At 64.6% G+C, this 17120-nt stretch carries 14 protein-coding genes and 1 pseudogene; 10 read left to right on the top strand and 5 right to left on the bottom strand.

Annotated features, from left to right (window positions below):
• Positions 1–367: pseudogene (locus VMJ11_RS18575) on the top strand (catechol 1,2-dioxygenase); the annotation flags it as partial.
• A gap of 149 nt (positions 368–516) precedes the next feature.
• On the opposite strand, the gene VMJ11_RS18570 reads toward VMJ11_RS18575, so the two are convergent.
• The 4 genes from VMJ11_RS18570 to VMJ11_RS18555 all read right to left on the bottom strand — a co-directional run bounded on the left by VMJ11_RS18570 (position 517) and on the right by VMJ11_RS18555 (position 4647).
• Positions 517–1551 (bottom strand): GGDEF domain-containing protein, encoded by a 1035-nt coding sequence (locus VMJ11_RS18570; protein WP_325620861.1) that lies wholly within the window; start codon positions 1549–1551, stop codon positions 517–519.
• A gap of 187 nt (positions 1552–1738) precedes the next feature.
• Positions 1739–2683: a PDR/VanB family oxidoreductase gene (locus VMJ11_RS18565; RefSeq protein WP_325620860.1), complete on the bottom strand. Its 945-nt coding sequence runs from the start codon at positions 2681–2683 to the stop codon at positions 1739–1741.
• Between the two features lie 51 nt (positions 2684–2734).
• Entirely contained in the window at positions 2735–3781 is a 1047-nt protein-coding gene (locus VMJ11_RS18560; RefSeq protein ID WP_325620859.1) for an aromatic ring-hydroxylating dioxygenase subunit alpha, read from the bottom strand.
• Positions 3782–3876: 95 nt separating this feature from the next.
• Positions 3877–4647 carry a GntR family transcriptional regulator gene (locus VMJ11_RS18555; RefSeq protein WP_325620858.1) on the bottom strand — a complete coding sequence of 257 codons (771 nt, stop codon included), beginning with the start codon at positions 4645–4647 and terminating at the stop codon, positions 3877–3879.
• Positions 4648–4931: 284 nt separating this feature from the next.
• Here VMJ11_RS18555 and VMJ11_RS18550 point away from each other — a divergent pair, with 284 nt between their 5' ends.
• Both VMJ11_RS18550 and VMJ11_RS18545 read left to right on the top strand, forming a co-directional pair.
• Positions 4932–6191 carry an MFS transporter gene (locus tag VMJ11_RS18550; protein ID WP_325620857.1) on the top strand — a complete coding sequence of 420 codons (1260 nt, stop codon included), beginning with the start codon at positions 4932–4934 and terminating at the stop codon, positions 6189–6191.
• Between the two features lie 114 nt (positions 6192–6305).
• The gene (locus tag VMJ11_RS18545; RefSeq protein ID WP_325620856.1) at positions 6306–7418 is read left to right on the top strand and encodes a porin; all 1113 of its coding nucleotides are present in this window, start codon (positions 6306–6308) and stop codon (positions 7416–7418) included.
• 54 nt (positions 7419–7472) lie between these two features.
• Here VMJ11_RS18545 and VMJ11_RS18540 read toward each other — a convergent pair whose 3' ends face one another.
• Positions 7473–8390, bottom strand: coding sequence for a LysR substrate-binding domain-containing protein (locus VMJ11_RS18540; protein ID WP_325620855.1), 918 nt, complete (start codon positions 8388–8390; stop codon positions 7473–7475).
• Positions 8391–8492: 102 nt separating this feature from the next.
• On the opposite strand from VMJ11_RS18540, the gene VMJ11_RS18535 reads away from it, so the two are divergent.
• The 7 genes from VMJ11_RS18535 (at position 8493) to VMJ11_RS18505 (ending at position 16696) form a co-directional block, all read left to right on the top strand.
• Positions 8493–9278: a transporter substrate-binding domain-containing protein gene (locus VMJ11_RS18535; RefSeq protein WP_325620854.1), complete on the top strand. Its 786-nt coding sequence runs from the start codon at positions 8493–8495 to the stop codon at positions 9276–9278.
• A gap of 49 nt (positions 9279–9327) precedes the next feature.
• Positions 9328–10452 (top strand): succinylglutamate desuccinylase/aspartoacylase family protein, encoded by a 1125-nt coding sequence (locus VMJ11_RS18530; RefSeq protein WP_325620853.1) that lies wholly within the window; start codon positions 9328–9330, stop codon positions 10450–10452.
• Between the two features lie 351 nt (positions 10453–10803).
• Positions 10804–11583 (top strand): ABC transporter substrate-binding protein, encoded by a 780-nt coding sequence (locus VMJ11_RS18525; RefSeq protein ID WP_325620852.1) that lies wholly within the window; start codon positions 10804–10806, stop codon positions 11581–11583.
• A gap of 106 nt (positions 11584–11689) precedes the next feature.
• On the top strand, positions 11690–12643 hold the full coding sequence (locus VMJ11_RS18520) for a LysR family transcriptional regulator (RefSeq protein WP_325620851.1): 954 nt from the start codon (positions 11690–11692) through the stop codon (positions 12641–12643).
• A gap of 60 nt (positions 12644–12703) precedes the next feature.
• Complete coding sequence (gene tcuA / locus VMJ11_RS18515) at positions 12704–14113, top strand: FAD-dependent tricarballylate dehydrogenase TcuA (RefSeq protein ID WP_325620850.1); 1410 nt, start codon at positions 12704–12706, stop codon at positions 14111–14113.
• The gene (gene tcuB / locus VMJ11_RS18510; RefSeq protein ID WP_325620849.1) at positions 14100–15317 is read left to right on the top strand and encodes a tricarballylate utilization 4Fe-4S protein TcuB; all 1218 of its coding nucleotides are present in this window, start codon (positions 14100–14102) and stop codon (positions 15315–15317) included. The genes tcuA and tcuB overlap by 14 nt, the downstream gene beginning before the upstream one ends.
• A 59-nt stretch (positions 15318–15376) precedes the next feature.
• Positions 15377–16696: an MFS transporter gene (locus VMJ11_RS18505; RefSeq protein WP_325620848.1), complete on the top strand. Its 1320-nt coding sequence runs from the start codon at positions 15377–15379 to the stop codon at positions 16694–16696.
• Positions 16697–17120 lie beyond the last annotated feature (424 nt).

Raw genomic sequence — 17120 nt, 5'->3', positions numbered from 1 at the left:
CGAATTCCGCACGCTGATGCCGGTGGGCTACGGCTGCCCGCCGCAGGGCGCCACGCAGCAGTTGCTGAACGGGCTCGGTCGCCACGGCAACCGTCCGGCTCACGTGCACTTCTTCGTCACGTCCGGGAACACCCGCAAGCTGACCACGCAGTTCAACATCGAAGGCGACCCGCTGATCTGGGACGACTTCGCCTACGCCACGCGTGAGGAACTGATTCCGCCGGTGGTCGAAAAGACCGGCGGGACGGCGCTGGGCCTGAAGGCCGATACGTACAAGGACATCGAGTTCAACTTCACGTTGACGCCGCTCGTGCAGGGTAAGGACAACCAGATCGTCCAACGTCTGCGCGCCGGGGCTGCGGTGTAATGGTTCTTGCCGGCTCGAAAGCCGTGGTGGCGCTGATTCGCCGCCACGGCTTCGGTAGGCAAAATGCGCAGCGTGTTCTATGCAGTAGCGCCCAGCTCACTACAACGGACGCAACCCTGATGGCTCATCCGCCGGCAAGACGGGCGCCATCAGACGACGCCCGGCACGGCTCCACCAGTGTCGACGAACTCGGTCTTCCCCATGCCGCGCGACTTCGCACGGTACATGGCGCTGTCGACGGCGCGCATCAGGCTTCGCGCGTCGAGATAGCGGCTGCTGGAGTCTTCCGTCAGCAGGCATACGCCAATGCTGCACGAAACGGCAACCGGGTAGCCACCCACGGTGCGCATGTTGCCGAGAATCGAGTGGATGCTGTCGGCAATGGTGAGTGCATCCTGCTTGTCGTAGACGTGACGCGCCAGCACCACGAATTCGTCGCCACCGAGGCGCGCAAGCGTGTCCCCGCGGCGCATGCGGCGACCCAGCGCCGTCGCGAAGTCGCGCAGCAGTTCGTCGCCGACAGCGTGCCCGAACGAGTCGTTGACTTCCTTGAAGCCGTCGAGATCGACGAGCAGCATGGCGGTGCGGTCACTTTCGGCGCCGCGCGCAAACAGCGTTCGGCCGATGGCTTGCTCGAGCCTTACACGGTTAAATAGCCCCGTCAGCGGATCGGTCGACGCCTGTCGTTCCAGGCGCGATACGAGCACCGCCAGATAGATCGACGTTGCAGCGACGCTGAACGTCACTCCGAGAGCGGCCGTGATGTTGGCGCGCCACCATGGCTGCCAATGCATCAGGCACGCGAGACCCACGATCGCCACGCCGCAGGAAAGCACCAGCATGCGCTGGCCATACCTGCATCCGGCGCCGACCAGGAACCAGAAGACGACCCACAGGAGCGGCAGCGCGGCTGGGCCGCCCGCTGCCAGCGCCGCGATCACTATGGCCTGATCGGCCAAAGTGCTGAGCGTCAGGCGCACGCGCGAGCGCGCTGGCGCAACCGTCACGGCAACGTACGTGGCGACGCCGAACATCACATAAGCGGTGACGGCCAGAAGCGTCGCATAGACTTCGGCTGAGCGATAAACCGAGCTGGCAACCAGATAGACGAGAAGCACGACCGAACCGAGCGAGATACGCAGTACCGCCTGCTCCCTCTCCGGATCTTTCGGAAATGCGCCCAAAAGCGCCTTTCCGGACCAGGAATGCGTATCCGGCTCGCCCATGGCATCCACCCCCGCTTGCGATCTGAGTTTTGTCGCCCGGTAGTGTAACCCACGCATGTGTCGCGTTCAGGCGGCCAAAAAGCGAAATTCGACGCGCTGTCTGGGGAAGAGATCGTGCTCACGCGGATGCGCTGGCGCGGGCGCGTCAGAGGTCGAGTACGAGCATCGGCGTGCGGGCCCGCGAGCAGCACGGAAGCAATTGATCGTTGGCCTCGCGTTCTTCGTCGGTCAGATAGAGATCGCGATGGTCCGGCACGCCCTCCAGCACGCGTGTGATACAGGTGCCGCAAACACCCTGTTCGCACGACACGGGTACCTCGATGCCGCCGGCGCGCAGCGCCTCGACGATCGTCGTGCCGGCCGGTACGTCGATCACGCGCTGGCAGCTCGCGAGCGTGACCTGGAACGCCCCGTTGGCGTGCGTGGGCGGTTGGGCCGCGCCGAAGTACTCGCGATGCACGTTCTGCGCTGGCCAGCCCGCGTTCGTCGCGGCGCCGAGTACGGCGTCGATGAAGCCCGCCGGGCCGCACACGTAGACGTGCGTGCCGGCGTGCGGCTGAGCAAGCACGCGCGCGAGATCGAGGCGAGCTTCCGGTCCCTCGCTGTCGAAATAGAAGCGCGTGTGCTCCGCAAAACCGCGTTCGGCAAGGCGCTCGCGAAACGCGGCGCGCGCGGGTTCACGGGCGCAGTAATGCAGCTCGAACGCGCGTCCGGCTTCCCTTAGCTGTTCAGCCATCGCCATGAGCGGCGTGATGCCGATACCGCCTGCGATCAGAATAGTATGGGCCGCGTGCTCGTCGAGCGGAAAATGATTCTTCGGCGTACTGATTTCCAGGATCGTCCCAGCGGCAAGCGCGTGCATGGCAATGGAACCGCCGCGCGACGCCAGATCGCGCAACACGCCGATGCGATAGACAGCACCATCGGCGGGGCTGTTGCAAAGCGAATACTGGCGCACGAAGCCGCCGACATGGACATCGATGTGCGCGCCCGCCTCGAATGCCGGCAGTGGCGAGCCGTCGGCGCTCGCGAGCTCGAACAGGCAGATGTCGGTGGCAACGGGAAGCTTGCGGGTGAGGGTGACTTTCATGATGCGTGGGCAAAAGAGGGAAGACGGCCGCGCGTACGCGCGGCCCCGGCGTCAGACCGCCACCGCTGCGGTGCTGCGCTCTTCGGCGATGAGCCGGTCGAGCACGCGGCGCGATTGCACACCGCCGGCATCGATATTGAGCTTCAGGATCGGCCGGTCGGGCCACGTGAGCAGATTGCGCTGCTGCGATTCGAGCATGTCGAGATCCTCGGCGAAGATCTTGCCCTGGCCCTTGCGGATCGTGTCGGTGAGTGCCTCGTCGTGCACGGCGAAGCTGCGCGCCATGCCCCAGAAGTACCAGATCGACGTTTCGGTTTCCGGCGTGATGAAATCGACGACGATGCTCGACGCCTTGTCGCGCGCGTCAGCCTCGTAACCGCCTTTGCCCGCGTGCGCCACGCCCACTTCGATCATGATGTGGCTGGGCGGCGAGAAGTGGCAGATCTGCCAGCGATCGCAGGGCACGTTATCCGCGAGGCCATTGCCGCGCAGCGCAGCGGCCCAGAACGGCGGCGGCATGATGTTTTCCATGAAGCGGCTGGTCGTGACGGTGTCGCCGTTCACGGCCGTCTTCGGCGGCGCCTCTTCGATTTCGGGCTGACCGATGCTCGACGCGTGCACGTACGTCTCGTGCGTGAGGTCCATCAGGTTGTCGATCATCAGGCGATAGTCGCACTTGATGTGATAGAGGCCACCGCCGTAGGCCCACGCGGGATTGTCGGCCCATTCGAGGTGATGGATCTTCGCGGGGTCGGCCTGTGCCGCATCGCCGGGCCACACCCAGATGAAGCCATGGCGCTCGACGGCGGGATAGCTGCGCACGGACGGAATGCCGCCAACGCGCTGGCACGGCATGCTCACGCATTTGCCGTTCGATCCCATCGTGAGGCCGTGGTAGCCGCACACCAGATGGCCGTCGCGCACGCTGCCGAGCGAGAGCGGCGCGCCGCGATGCGGGCAGAAGTCTTCGAGCGCGGCGACGCCGCCTTCGGCCGTGCGCCAGAACACCATGCGCTCGCCGCAAATCTGCCGCCCGAGCGGCTTGCTGGCGATTTCATCGGGAGTGCACGCGACATACCACGCGTTTTTCAGGAACATGTGTCTCCTCCATGGCGTGTCGACACGCCTTTGGTCTGGGTGGTGGGGGCGGCAGGCTTGCCGCCGTACGTATCAAGCCGCGCAATCTCGCGACATCAGCGCGGATTGCGGCGAATGAGGTTGGCGCCGATCAGCCTCGTCATGGCGCGCTGGTTCTCGAGCACACGGCGCAGATTCTGATGGGCGATGTGCGAGTGTTCGCGCATCAGCGCTTCGGCACGCGCGCCTTCACGGCTTTCGATCGCTTCGAGCACCGCGCGATGCTGGGCCTGCGCGACGATCAGCGTTTCGCGCGCGCGCGGGTCGAGCGACTGCACGACCACGAATGCGCTGGCCGAGGCGAACGGCAAGCTCGCGATTTTCTCGATTTGCCGCGCCACTACTTCGCTATCCGAAGCATTTGCGAGCAGGCGATGAAAGCGCCCATTCACTTCGACGTAGCGAGAGAACGTTTCCTCGGTCAGCGCGCCCACGAGTAGCTCGTCGATCTCGTCGATGCAGTCGTGCAGGTCGCGGAACATGGAGTGCGTGATACCGCGCTCGGCGGCGAGGCGTGCGGCCAATCCTTCGAGCGTGCCGCGCAGTTCGATCGAGTCGCGTATTTCGTTCTCCGAAAACGAGCGCACGGCATAGCCGCCGCTCGGAATCGGCTCGAGCAGTCCTTCCTCCTGCAGGCGCATGAGCGCCGCACGCACGGGCGTGCGCGAGACGCCGAGGCGTTCGACCACGCCGAGTTCGGAAATGCGCTCGCCGGGGGACAGCTCGCCGCCAAGTATGAGTTCTCGCAGCCCGAGCTGGGCCTTGACGGTCTGCGAGGCGGCGGAGCCGGCGCGCGTGCTGGCTGGGGTGTCGTCTATGCCGTTCATGCGTAAAGAGGTGAAGAAAACACGATTGTGGATGCGGGCAGGAACCGTCCGAGGGAGGGCGGTGCTGTGTACAAATTGTATACAGCAAAGTCATAATTTCAATGCTTTCGCCCTTGATTTAAGGGTAAACAACCATGAGTAAGGCGTTAGTAAAGAAAAATTGTGTACATCCAGGGTGATCTTTGATTGACACGCGTGAGGGGCGCTTCTTACCATTTCGCCGGAAGTTCGATAAACGAAGCATCGTTCGATATACGAACGCAAAGCACACACAGGAGACACACGTGACGAGGCATGCCCCCACGCACGATCTGCAAAACGAACGCAGGACACTGATCCTGCTCGCCATCGGCTTCGGTCTGGTCGGACTCGACCGCTGGATGATCGCGCCGCTTTTTCCCCACATGATGAAGGACCTCGGCCTCAGCTATCAGCAGCTAGGCTCGCTGATCGGCATTCTCAGCATTGCCTGGGGCGTGTTTTCGATCCTCATGGGCCGCCTCTCGGACCGTATCGGCCGGCGCAAGATCATGATTGCGGCCATGGTGATGTTCTCGCTGCTCTCGAGCTTCTCGGGGTTCGCGGCCGGCTTCGCGAGCCTGCTGCTGATTCGCGCGCTGATGGGGCTTGCCGAAGGCGCCTTCACGCCAACGAGCGTTGCGGCTGTGGGCGAGGCCTCGCATCCGTCGCGTCGCGGCCGCAATCAGGGGCTGCAACTCAGCATGTTCGCGCTGATGGGTCTGGGCCTTGCGCCCATCATCGCAACGCAGTTGCTGCGCGTCGTGCCCTCGTGGCACTGGGTGTTCGCGGTTTCCGCGGTTCCGGGGCTGATCGTGGCCGTGCTGATCGCCACGCTGTTGCGCGACGCGCCGCAAGGCGCGCTGTCGAACACGCTGGGCACGCACGCGTCGCAGCGTCCGCGCTGGAGCGCGCTCTTTCGCAGCCGCAACGTCGTGCTCGCCATGCTGGCGACGCTTTGCGCGATGGCCGGCATCTTCGTGATTGGCGCGATGGTGCCCAATTACCTCGTCGACTACCTGCACCTCGATACCTCGCAGATGGGCTTCGTCGTATCGGCGATCGGCTTCGGCGGCTTTCTCGGCGAGTTCGGCCTCGCCAGCGTCTCGGATATCGTGGGACGGCGCCTGACGTCGGTCGTCGCTTTCGTGGGTGCGGCGCTTTCGCTCTACGTGTTCGCGCGCATCGGCGCGAACCCCTTGATGCTCTTTGTCGTGCTGTTCGTCGTGTCGTTCTTTGCGCTCGGCATGCTGGGCGTCCTCACCGGACCGATCGCAACCGAAGCGGCTCCTGTGGGTCTCGTGGCCTCGGCCATCGGCATCACGTCGGGCACCGGGGAGATTTTCGGCGGCGGTATCGCCCCAGCCATCGCCGGTTATGTCGCTCAGCACGACGGCATTCAGTTCACGCTGCAGTTCGCGCTCGGCGGACTGATCTGCGGCGCCTTCGTTTCGATGTTCCTGATCGAGACCGCCCCGCGCGCGCTGGCTCGGCGCTCGGCTTCGGTCGCACTGCGCGCCGAATGATGTTGCCGTGACGGCGCGCCTGCGCCGTCACACCTTCCGGAATTCCGGGAATTATTAAAATTAGTACGTTGTCCGTAGCAATTGGACAGAGACAAAGGTAAAGGAGACGTCAACATGAAGTGCCTCGCACTGTGGTGCACGGCGGTTTCGGCGATGGTATGCGCTCAAGCACATGCGGAAGCGAGCCCGGCAGGAGACAGCGTGACGCTGTATGGCCTCGTCGACGCCGGCATATCGTGGGTCAGCAACGAAAGCGGCCACTCGAACCTCAAGTTCGACGACGGCATTCTCACCCCCAACCTGCTCGGCATTCGCGGCAACGAAGACCTGGGCGGCGGGCTGCATGCAGTGTTCGACCTCGTCAACCAGTTCTCGCTTGGCACCGGTTCGATCGTGTCGGGGCAGGGGCTCTTCGGCCGCAATGCTTACGTCGGTCTTGCCAGCGATCAGTACGGCAAGCTGACGATGGGCAACCAGTACGATTTCATGACCGATTCGCTGTTCTTCGGCCATGACGATGCAGCAATGGAAGTAGGGGGGCTCTATAACTTCCGCGCGGGGCCGTTCGCGAAGATCGCCATTCCGGGCAATCCGCCGTTCGCGCCGCAATTCGACTGGGACCGCATGGCGGGCGCCACGGTCGAGAACTCGGTCAAATACGCTTCGCCCACGTTAGGCGGATTCAGCTTCGGCGGCCTTTACGGCTTTGGCGGCATTCCGGGTGCGTTCGGTCGCGGTAACACGGTCAGCGCGGGCGCGAACTACGCCAACGGTCCGTTCGGCATGGCCGCGGCCTACACGGAAGCCAAATATGTCGAGGAGGGCGAGCCCGATGTCAGCATCCGAAACTGGGGGGTGGGCGCGCACTACGACTTCGGCAAGGTCACGGCAACGCTGCTCGTGACGACCGTGCGCAACAACTCGAACGGTGGCGCGATCGCCCAGGGCGAGGTGGGCGCGAACTGGCTGCTGGCGCCGGACTGGGCGATCGCCGCCGACTACATGTACATGAAGGGCAACGCCTACCTCGACAATAATCACGCTCACCAGATCACGGCGGTTCTGGATCACTTCCTTTCGAAGCGCACGGTCGTCTATGCGGAAACCGTATACCAGCGCACGAACGCGGGAGCCCAGGCACTGATCAGCGGCGTGCTCGATCCCGATGGAACGTCGAGTGGTCCGAACCAGTTCATCGCGCGTGTGGGCGTGCAAACGCGGTTCTGACCGGCGCAACGCGCGTGGCAGTAGCGTCAGGCAACTGCGGCTTCGGTCGCTGCATCAACGCTTCGTCATGCGCGCGTAAGAAACGCACATCGTCGCCAGTTCCTGCGCGGCCGGAGTCAAAGGCACGCTGGCGCGATGCAGCAGGCAAACGCTCGATTCGGCTGGCCGCTCGGCAATCGGTATCGACGTCAACTCGCCGTTGAACAGCCGATACCGCGTGACGATGGAAGGCTCGAGCGAGAGCCAGTCGGTTTCCGCGATCAGATGCAGCGTGTCGAACAGCGACTCGGTCGTCGCGACGATGCGCGGTGGCGCGAGCCCGCGTTCGGTGAACATGTCCGTCAGGCGGTTCACGGGCGCCGGGACAGTCGCGCCCGGCTGGCGCGTGGCGATCCAGTCGCAATCGCCAAGCTCGGCGAGCGTTTTCGCGTGCTGCAGCGGGTGGCCGCGACGGCACACGACGACAGGGTCGGACCGGTAAAGGTTCGTCACGGCCAGGTCTTCCGTATCGGTCTTGGGCCACACCAGCGCGACGGCAAAGTCGAGCGTGCCGTCGCGCAGCCACGAGATCATCTTGCGCGACGTGCCGTTGACGAGGTGCAGCGACACGCCCGGAAAGCGCGCGCGATATTGCTTCATCACCGGCACGAGCGTGTCGATCATCGGTTCCGTGGTCATCCCGAATGTCACGCTGCCGCCAAAGTCCCCGCGCAACTGGCGGATCTCGTTCTCGCTGCGCTCGCACTCGCTGAGGATTGCAGCGGCGCGCACCAGCAGCCTTTCGCCATATGCGGTCAGCCGGATGCCACGATTCGTGCGGCTCACGAGCGGCGCGCCCAGTTCGAGTTCGAGATTCTGGAGCTGCTGCGTGACGCTGCTCTGCGCGAGCCCGAGCGAGCGCGCGGCGCCACGCAGGCTGCCGTGCTCGGCAACCGCCGAAAAAACGCGCAATTGGGAAAGCGTCAGAGCCATGGCCGGTGATCGGAAAAAACGATCATGATAGCCGCCCGCGGACTTCGCAGCGTCATTCCGGTGCCATAGCATGGGGCCCAATCATTCGGGAGAAGGGAGACCATGAAGCCATTTCTACGTGTCGCACTGAGCGCGGTAACGGCGCTGGGGCTGCTCGGCGCGGCGGCCATTGCACACGCAAGCGATACGAATGTCGTGCGGTTCGGCATCGATCCGACTTATCCGCCAATGGACTCGAAGGCGCCGGACGGCAGCGTGCGCGGCTTCGACGTCGATCTCGGCAACGAGATCTGCCGGCGCATGCATGCGCAGTGCAAGTGGGTCGAGCTCGAATTTTCGGGCATGATCCCGGCGCTTCAGGCTCGCAAGATCGATGCGGTTCTCTCGGCGATGGCCATTACCGAAAAGCGCATGCAGCAGATCGCCTTCTCGTCGAAGCTCTATCAATTCAAGTCGCACCTCGTCGCGCACAAGGGCGCGGGCTTCGGCAGCGATGCGGCGTCGCTTGCCGGCAAGCACATCGGCGTGCAATCCGGTACGCAATTCGAAACCTACGCGCTCGCGCAGTGGGCGCCGCACGGCGTGTCCGTCGTGTCGTACAAGAACCAGGAGGAAGTTTTCGAGGACCTCGTGACCGGGCGTCTCGACGCGGCGCTCCTGGGCACGGTCGAGGCCGACCAGGGTTTCCTGCAAACGCCGCAGGGCAAGGACTTCGCGTTCATCGGCCAGCCGCTTTCGATGGGCGACCACGGCGTCGGCATCGGCATGCGCAAGGACGATGCGCAGCTCAAGGCGTCGATCGACTCGGCCATTGCTTCGATGCGGGCCGACGGCACCTACGAGCGCATCGCGCACCGCTACTTCTCGTTCGACCCGTACGGCGAATAAGCCAGGCCCGGCATTTCGCCGACGTTTTCGTTTTTGTTTCTTTCTCTACATGCAAACGCATTCCATCGATCTGATTTCGCCGGCAATCGGCACCCGCCGTGAGCTCACGAGCTTTCATTTCGGGCCGGCCCGCGCCAGCGACGCCACCCAGAAGATCTACATCCAGGCTGCGCTGCACGCCGACGAGACGCCGGCGATGCTCGTGAGCGTGATGCTCCGGCGCCGCCTCGCGGAACTCGAGGCGGCCGGCGAACTCAGCGCGCAAATCGTGCTCGTGCCCGTTGCGAATCCGGTCGGGCTCGCACAGCACGTGCTCGGCCAGTTCATCGGCCGCTTCGACCTCGCCAGCGGGCGCAATTTCAATCGGAGTTTCCCCGCACTCGATGACGTGGCCAAGGAGCTCGAAGGCAAGCTCGGCAGCAACGCCGCGCACAATGTCGCGCTCGTGCGCGATGCGATGCGCGAAGCGCTCGCGCAGCAGAAGCCGCGTACCGAATTCGAGTCGTTGCAGCTCGCGTTGCTGCAACTGTCGCTCGATTCGGACGTCGTGATCGATCTGCATTGCTCGCTCGAAGCCACGCTGCATCTGTACACGAGCGAAGCGGCATGGCCGCAGTTCGAGCCGCTCGCGCGCTATATGGGCTCGCAGGCGTCATTGCTCGCCACCGACTCCGGCGGCCAGGCGTTCGACGAGGCGCACAGTCTCGCCTGGTGGAACCTGCAACAGCAGGTGGGCGACGCCACGCCTCTGCCGCCGGGCACGGTGGCCGCCACCATCGAATGCCGAGGGCAGCGCGACGTGTCGTACGAGACGGCCGCAGCCGATGCCGAGGCCATCATCGAGTTCCTTCGCGCGCGTGGGGCGGTGCGCGGCACGGCAAAGCCGCTGCCGCCGCTCGTGCACGAGCCGACTCCGCTTGCCGGCAGCGAGCAGTTCTACGCGCCCGCGAGCGGCATCCTGGTCCACCGCGCCGCAATGGGCGCCCGGATCCGCGCCGGTGACCCGCTTTTCGACATCGTCGATCCGCTGACTGACGAGACGATCACCATCCGCAGCAACACGGATGGCATTTTCTACATGCGGCGCGCGATCCGCTTCGTGACGGCGGGCGCGCCGCTCGGAAGGGTGACCGGCACCCGTCCGATCCGCACTGGGGTTCTGCTCGGCGCTTGACGAGCCCGTTCGGCCTGCGGTCCGTCATCGCATCCGACAAGGGCGCGGTGACGGTTGTCCACGGATTTTCCGGACCATGGCTTACACGCAACGAAAGCAGTCAGAAAGGAAAACGACAGCGCCAAGCCTGCCCGCGCACCGGGCAGTACTCCAGGGCTGCGTGTCAGCCAGGGATATCGTCAGGTTCTGGCGACTCGACGCGCGATTTCTGTACTGCTACCTTGCGCGACGCAGGTGTGCCCGCGGCGTCGATCACGTTCGCGGAGCGCGTCGCGCGGACCGTCCATACCGGTTGTGAGCCGGTGCGGTCCGGCTATTGACCACCCTACACCCAGAACCCAGGGAGATCCCATGAAAAAGCTGTATGCCGCCTTGTCCATCGCCTTGTTCGCCGCCACGGCCTCCGGCGGCGCGTTCGCGCAAGACACCATTCGTTTTGGCGTCGACGCGAGCTACCCGCCTTTCGAATCGAAAGCGTCCGATGGCAAGCTGGTTGGCTTCGACATTGACCTCGGCAACGAAATCTGCCGCCGTCTCGATGCGAAGTGCGTCTGGGTTGAGAACGACTTCGACGGCATGATCCCGGCGCTGAAGGCGCGCAAGTTCGACGGCGTGCTCTCGTCGATGTCGATGACGCCGGCGCGCGAAGAACAGATCGCGTTCTCCGCGAAGCTGTTCAACACGCCGACCCGCCTCGTCGCCAAGTCCGGCTCCGGCATCAAGCCGACCGCGGAATCGCTCAAGGGCAAGCGCGTGGGCGTCGAGCAGGGCACGATCCAGGAAGCCTTTGCGAAGGCGCACTGGGCGCCCGCCGGCGTCGAGGTCGTGCCGTACCAGAACCAGGACCTGGTGTATCAGGACCTGCTGGCCGGCCGTATCGACGCGGCGCTGCAAGACGCCGTGCAGGCCGATATCGGCTTCCTGAAGACGCCGCGCGGCAAGGGCTACGGCTTCGCGGGCAGCGACATCAACGACCCGGCGACGCTCGGCAACGGCGCTGGCATCGGCCTGCGCAAGGAAGACACCGCGCTCAAGACGAAGATCGACGGCGCGATCGCCGGCATGCTGAAGGACGGCACGTACAAGAAGATCGAGAAGAAGTACTTCGACTTCGACGTCTACGGCAAGTAATGCCCGCACGGCGCGAGAGCGAGCGGATCGCGCTCGCGCCCGAAGTGCCGCCGTCCTGACGGCACGGTGAGAGAATAGGTGGCTTCTTCAAGCCACCTATTTTCCAATGGAACTCAGACAGCTGCGTTATTTCCTCTGCGTCGTCGAACACGGAAGCATGGGAAAGGCCGCGCTCGAACTCGGCGTGGTGACTTCGGCGTTGAGTCAGCAGATCAGCCGGCTCGAAAGCGAGCTGTCTACGCGGTTGCTGCAACGCACCTCCAACGGCGTGCTGCCCACCGAGGCCGGCCTCGCATTCTGGCGGCAGGCGCAACTCGCCCTGCGCCATATCGACGATGCCGCGCTCGCCGCACGCGCGGCGCGGCTCTCGGGCCACGTGAGCATTGGCCTCGCGCCCAGCACGGCGAGCGTGCTCGGCGTCCCCTTCATGCAGGCCATGCGCGAGCGCTATCCCGACGTGCGCGTGCGCATCGTCGAAAGTCTTTCGGGTTATCTGGCATCGATGCTGAGCGCACGCCAGATCGATCTCGCCGTGATATTTCGCGAAGAGCCCACGCAACGCTGGAGCGTGCTGCCGCTGCTCGACGAACGCCTGTTCGTCATCGGCGCGAGCCATCTGGATGCGATGCCCGGCGGCGCTTCCGTGCGCCTCGCGCAACTCGGCAAGCTCGGGCTGATACTGCCGAGCGGCCCGCACGGCTTGCGAACCCTGCTCGCGGCCGCTTTCAAGCGTGCGAAGTACGAGCCGAGCATCGTCGCGGAAGTCGACGGCCTCGCGCTGCTGATGGACTTCGTGCGCGCGGGCTTTGGCGCGACGATCCAGCCCGGCGCGGCGCTCGCGCGCGCGGAAAATGCGACGCTGGCGAGCGTGCCCGTTGCCGATGCCTACGCGACGCGCCCGAACATGATTGCGAGCGCGTCCGACGACGAACTCTCGCCCGCCGGTCTTGCTGCACGCGTCGTACTCGCCGATGTCGCCCGCCAGCTCGTGCGCGAAGGGCATTGGCCCGGCGCGCGGCTGCGCAAGCCGGAGTCTTCACGAAAAGTGAAGACCCGTTGACGATCCGCTCGTAGCGGTGGATTTCGCCAGGTAATACAGTGCGTCCCAAAGGAGGCATGTATGGTTGACGTACTGGTCATTGGAGGAGGCAATGCCGCGCTCTGCGCGGCGTTGATGGCGCGGGAGGCGGGCGCATCGGTCCTGCTGCTCGAATCCGCGCCGCGTGAATGGCGCGGCGGCAATTCGCAGCACACCCGCAATCTGCGCTGCATGCACGACGCGCCGCAGGACGTGCTCGTCGACGCCTATCCCGAAGAAGAATACTGGCAGGACCTGCTGAAGGTCACGGGCGGGCTCACCAACGAACATCTCGCACGCCTGACGATCCGCGCTTCGTCGACGTGCCGGCCGTGGATGCACAAGCATGGCGTGCGCTTTCAGCCGCCGCTTTCCGGCGCGCTGCATGTCGCGCGCACCAACGCATTCTTCATGGGCGGCGGCAAGGCGCTCGTCAACGCGTACTACCGCAGCGCGCAAGCGCTAGGCGTACAGATCCGCTATGAAACGCCGGTCGACTCCATCGAGCTCGACGGCGGCCGCTTCGTCGCGGCGAAGAGCGGCACGCAGCGCTTCGAGGCGCGCGCCTGCGTGCTGGCGGCCGGTGGCTTCGAATCGAACCGAGAATGGCTGCGCGAGGCCTGGGGCCAAAACGAGCGCGGCGAGTGGCCTGCCGACAACTTCCTGATCCGCGGCACGCGCTTCAACATGGGCGTGCTGCTCAAATACATGATCGACGCGGGCGCGGACGCCATCGGCGACCCGGCGCAATCGCATTGCGTCGCCATCGACGCGCGCGCGCCCCTCTATGACGGCGGCATCTGCACGCGCATCGACTGTGTGTCGCTTGGCGTCGTCGTCAACCGGGACGCGGAGCGCTTCTACGACGAAGGCGAGGACTTCTGGCCGAAGCGCTACGCGATCTGGGGCCGGCTCGTCGCGCAACAGCCCGGCCAGATCGGCTACTCGATCATCGATTCGAAAGCGATTGGCCGCTTCATGCCGCCCGTTTTTCCGGGCGAAAAAGCCGATACGCTGGCCGAACTCGCGCGCAAGCTGAATCTGCCCGAAGCGCAATTCACTGAGACGCTGCGCCGCTACAACGAAGCGTGCCGGGTGGGCAGCTTCGATCACACCGCGCTCGACGACTGCCATACCGAAGGGCTCGCACCGCCCAAGACGCACTGGGCACGCCCGATCGATACACCGCCTTTCTACGGCTATGCGCTGCGGCCGGGCATTACGTTCACCTATCTGGGTCTCGAAACCAATGACCTGGCCCAGGTGCATTTCGGCGGCGTGCCGAGCGACAACCTGTTCGTCGCGGGAGAAATGATGGCGGGCAACGTGCTCGGCAAGGGCTATACGGCAGGGGTCGGCATGTCGATCGGTACTGCATTCGGGCGCATCGCGGGCACCGAGGCCGCGCGTCATGCGTTGCAAACTTCGGGAGTTCATTGTGCAGAAGTCTGACACGCTCGCACCCGCCAGCACGCGCCACGCTTCAAGCGATGCCGCGTCTTCCTCGCGCACTTCGCCAAAGGCCGCTTCACGCGTGATCCCCATCGTGCCGATGACGCAAAGCGAAAGCGAAGTCGCGCGGCAGATGCAGATCTGCAACGCCTGTCGCTACTGCGAAGGCTTTTGCGCCGTGTTCCCCGCGATGACGCGGCGCCTCGAGTTCGGCAAGGCCGACGTCAATTACCTGGCCAACCTCTGCCACAACTGCGGCGCCTGTTATCACGCTTGCCAGTACGCACCGCCGCACGAATTCGCCGTCAACGTGCCGAAAGCGATGGCGAAAGTGCGCCTCGAAACCTACACGGAATATGCGTGGCCCGCCGCGCTCGGCGTGCTCTACAAGCGCAATGGCGTGACGGTTTCGGTTGCCCTCGCGCTGGGGCTCGCGCTGTTGCTGCTGCTCGGCACTGCGCGCAACGGTGGCCTGTTACACAACGTTGGCGACAACTTCTATGCGATCTTTCCGCACAACCTGCTCGCAGCGATGTTCGGCGCGGTCTTCCTGTTCGCGGTTGCGGCGCTGGGCGTGGGCGTCACGCGCTTCTGGCGCGACGTGACGGCGGGAACGGCAAGTGCGAGCGCGAGCGCGGCGGCCGAAGCCGCGAAGAACGCACTGACGCTCAAGTATCTAGACGGCGGACACGGCGACGGCTGCAACGAAGCGGACGACGCGTTCACGCTCGCCCGGCGCCGTTTCCATCATCTGACGTTCTACGGGTTCATGCTGTGTTTCGCCGCGACCGTGGTGGCCACGCTGTATCACTATGCGTTTGGGGCGCATGCGCCGTATCCTTTCATCAGCGTGCCGGTGCTGCTCGGCACGGCTGGAGGCATCGGCCTGCTCGTGGGGCCTGCGGGGCTGCTGTGGCTCAATCTGCGGCGTCATCCCGAACAGGGCGATACGGCGCAGCGCCCGATGGACCGCGGCTTCATCGCGCTGCTGCTGCTGACCAGCGCGTCGGGTCTCGCGCTGCTCGGTCTTCGCGATACTTCGGCAATGCCTGCGCTGCTCGCCGTGCATCTGGGCATCGTGATCGCGCTGTTCGCCACGCTGCCGTACGGAAAGTTCGCGCATGGCATCTACCGGTCGGCGGCGCTGCTGAAATCGTCAGTCGAAAAGCGGCAAGGCAACGAACTGAAACTCGGCTCGGATTAGTTGGGATCGTACGGAACGCGGCGCCCTGTGCCGCTGCAAAACGACAAAGGAGACACGCGATGAACCCCACGCAAACCCTCGCCACCACCACGGGCAGCTCCCGCAGAGCAAAAGCCGCCACCGTGCTGCGCGTGACCAGCGGCAACTTCCTCGAACAGTTCGACTTCTTCCTGTTTGGTTTCTACGCCACGTCGATCTCGAAGATCTTCTTCCCGACTTCGAGCGAGTTCGCCTCGCTCATGCTGACCTTCGCCGTATTCGGCGCGGGCTTCCTGATGCGTCCGCTCGGGGCGATCTTTCTCGGCGCGTACATCGACCAGGTCGGGCGGCGCACCGGCTTGATCGTCACGCTGAGCATCATGGCGAGCGGCACCGTCTTGATCGCGTGCGTGCCGGGCTACGCGACCATCGGCCTCGTCGCGCCGGTGCTGGTGCTGATCGGCCGGCTGCTGCAGGGCTTTTCGGCAGGGGCGGAACTGGGTGGCGTGTCGGTGTATCTCTCGGAGATGGCCACGCCCGGCAACAAGGGCTTCTATACGAGCTGGCAGTCGGCCAGCCAGCAGGTCGCCATCATGGTCGCGGCGGCGCTGGGCTATGCGCTGAATCAGTGGATGAGCGCGCAGCAGGTGAGCGCGTGGGGATGGCGCATTCCGTTCTTCATCGGCTGTGCGATCGTGCCCTTCCTGTTTCTGCTGCGCCGCTCATTGCAGGAAACCGCTGCGTTCGAGGCGCGGCGCCATCATCCGCAAACGCGCGAAGTGTTCGCCATGCTGCTGCACAACTGGCGCGTCGTCATTGCGGGCATGCTGCTCACGGCGATGACCACCACCACGTTCTATCTGATCACGGTCTATACGCCGACCTTCGGCAAGACCGTGCTCAAACTGTCCACCAGCGACAGTCTCATGGTGACGCTGTTGGTCGCCGTGTCGAACTTCATCTGGCTGCCGATCGGCGGTGCGATCTCCGATCGCATCGGGCGCAAGCCGATTCTGATGGCGATCGCCATTCTTGCGATCTGCACGTCGTATCCGGCGCTGTCCTGGCTCGCCAGCGCGCCGAGCTTCGGCCGCATGTTGAGCGTCCTGCTGTGGTTCTCGTTCTTTTTCGGCATGTACAACGGCGCGATGGTCGCGTCGCTCACGGAAGTGATGCCGGTAGAAGTGCGCGTAGCAGGCTTTTCGCTCGCGTTCAGCCTCGCCACCGCGCTGTTCGGTGGCTTCACGCCCGCTGTCTCGACGTTCCTGATCGAAGTCACGCACGACAAGGCCGCGCCCGGCTACTGGCTCAGTTTTGCCGCGCTTTGCGGGCTGTGCGCGACGCTCAGGTTGTATCGGCGCAAGGCCGGGCAGGGTACCTCTGCGGCTTCGTCGGCGTAGGGCGAACTCGAGCGATGCAAGTTGACGCAAGCGCCGCGGTGAACGCCGCGGCGTTTTTTTTCGGCCCGTCACGGGTTCTCGGGAAGGCAAATTGATCGAGCTAATTCGAATGGCCAATGCGCAATCCCACCTTGCTGACGTGGCAAGTGTCCAAATATGTGGACAACGTGCGCGAATCTGGAGTTAGCCAATACGTCGGGCTATGATCCCCGCGTCCACGATGGGGCAGGTGGACGCCGCATGGTCGAGCAGAGCCAGCGCGCCGCCGACTGTCGAACGGGTCGTGCAAGCCGGCCGCGCTGATCGGACGGGGCTGCGACGGGGCGTCGGTCCCGGCGAACGACAGCGGCGTTTGACATCTGCTGCGGTGGTGCGTCGAATCGTCCGGTTCGTACGACATCGCAAGCTCGCACCGAGGCAACGC

The sequence above is a fragment of the Paraburkholderia sp. genome (assembly GCF_035501035.1).
Classification (GTDB): domain Bacteria; phylum Pseudomonadota; class Gammaproteobacteria; order Burkholderiales; family Burkholderiaceae; genus Paraburkholderia.
This window is presented reverse-complemented; position numbering and strand designations above follow the sequence as displayed.